The sequence below is a fragment of the Nonomuraea marmarensis genome (assembly GCF_043197025.1).
Taxonomy (GTDB): domain Bacteria; phylum Actinomycetota; class Actinomycetes; order Streptosporangiales; family Streptosporangiaceae; genus Nonomuraea; species Nonomuraea marmarensis.
Window position 1 is genome coordinate 1 of the sequence record NZ_JBICRM010000100.1, and the last position, 1,846, is coordinate 1,846.

General features: G+C 65.8%; 1 protein-coding gene. It reads right to left on the reverse strand.

From position 1 onward, the window contains the following. Positions 1-81 precede the first annotated feature (81 nt). Complete coding sequence (locus tag ACFLIM_RS50100; RefSeq protein WP_393177991.1) at positions 82-1,689, reverse strand: hypothetical protein; 1,608 nt, start codon at positions 1,687-1,689, stop codon at positions 82-84. Positions 1,690-1,846: the final 157 nt, after the last annotated feature.

Genomic DNA, 1,846 nt, shown 5'->3' on the forward strand with positions numbered 1-1,846 from the left:
CTAGCCCGGCTTGATTCGGCGAAGCCGGGAAGATCGAGTCAAGTTTGGTGATGTTGGGCTGATGTTGGGCGGAGTCGCTGGTCAGGCGGCGATCCCGCCACGGTGAGCGAGATCGTCGATGGCTCGCTGGTAGGTGCGGGTGGCGGTGGTCAGGCGGCTGGGCTGGTGGAGTTCGGCCATGCCGGTGGTCAGGACGTGGTCGTGGGCGGCGGTGAGGAACATCGCGTGTTGCAGGCCGAGATCGGTGACTCGGTAGCGGTGGCTGCGTGGGATGCGTTCGATCAGGCCGTGCAGGCGTAAGCGGCGCAGATCGTAGCTGGCTTGGCCAGCGGTGATGTGGGAGCGGCCGAGCGCGTCGCCGAGGAGTTCTCGCAGGTCGGCGTTGGTGAACCCGTTGATGTGCAGGCGGAATAAGACCAGCAGGTGCAGCAGCGCTTGAGCGCGGGGGTCGGTGAAGCGTAGCCCGGCGGTCCGGTGGCCGTCGGGGCGCACGATGGGGTCGCAGACGGCATGGACGGCTTCGGCGCCGGTGATCGGGTCGTGGCTGAGTCGTTGGACGCCCAGCAGGCGTCGGTTGGCGGAAAAGCCGATCTGGCGCAGCGCGGGCAGATTGGTCAGCTTCCGGCCGATGCCGAAGTCGTAGGTGTTGTTGATGGTGGTCTCGGTGCGTAGCGCGCGTCCTTCCTTGTGGTACTGCTTGATCCGGCTCGATTTGTAGTCCACGTGCAGGCTCGGGGTGACCCCGTGGGTGATGATGCGCGTGCGGAAATGCCCCGGGGTGGGTCGGCGGCCCTTTCCGATCATCTTGCGGTGGAAGATGAGGCTGACCTGGTCGGGGCGGCCGATGGACAGGTTGTCGCGGATGACTTGTTCGAAGAAGACGCGTCCGGAAACAGGCCGGTCCAGCATCTGGGTGAGGGAGAACTCCGCCTGCAAGATGGAGATCTCATAGCGGTAGCCGGCGGCCCGGTCGGCCGGGGTGAAGGGGTGGGGCAGGCGGGCCAGCCATTTGCGCAGCAGCGCGTCGATCCGCGCGGCGTCCAGCCCGTCGCAGATGCGTTGGACTGCGGCTGGATCGTCGGTGGCGGCGAACCCGTTGTCCAGCGCGGTGAAGGCGATCCCGTTCTTGGCGGTCTGCCGCTTGGCGTACTCGTGACCGTTGAGGCACAGCTTGGCGTTGTAGGGGAAGTAGCCCGCGAACTCCAGAAACAGCGGCCCGAAGTCGGCATCGACGAGGTAGAAGTACCAGTGGTTGACCATCGCGGTGGTCTTGACGATCCACGGGTAGCTCTCCCCGGCCGCATCGCGGCGCTTCTCGGTACGAAACACCGGGGTCTTCTGCTGCGCCCGGCCGATGAACAACACGCCCTCGGTAGCACCCGTTGCGGTGAAGCGGGCCAGGTGCTCGTGCATCACATCGTCCTTACGCACTCCCTTGGCCAGATGCAGGACGGGGATATCCTGCGCGCGGGCGAAGGCGTGGATGGCCTGCTCGAAGCCTTCGCTGACCTTGCCCAGCGGCGCGGTCGAGGCGATCGGCAACCCCAGTTGGTGGTGGACATACCCGACGATCGCCCGCGGATGTTGCAGCAGCGGCTGATAGACGTTGAGGTACATCCGGTCGATGGACTCGATCTCGAACAGGACATGCTCGGTCAAGACATCGGCGACGGTCCGGGGTAGCGTCATGACGAGGCTCCGGTCGGATGTCGGCCCACGTGGCCTACCACTGCCAGCAGGCGGTCAATAACGGGACACTCAGTGTCACCGTCTCCTCCGGCCGGAGCCCCTTCATCTACCCCCACCGCCACACATGGCTCGTCGGGCTGGGGCGAAGCCCCATTAG

Excerpts from the sequence above, each read along its gene's own strand:
- ACFLIM_RS50100 (WP_393177991.1), bottom strand. The coding sequence starts at position 1,689 with ATGACGCTACCCCGGACCGTCGCCGATGTCTTGACCGAGCATGTCCTG.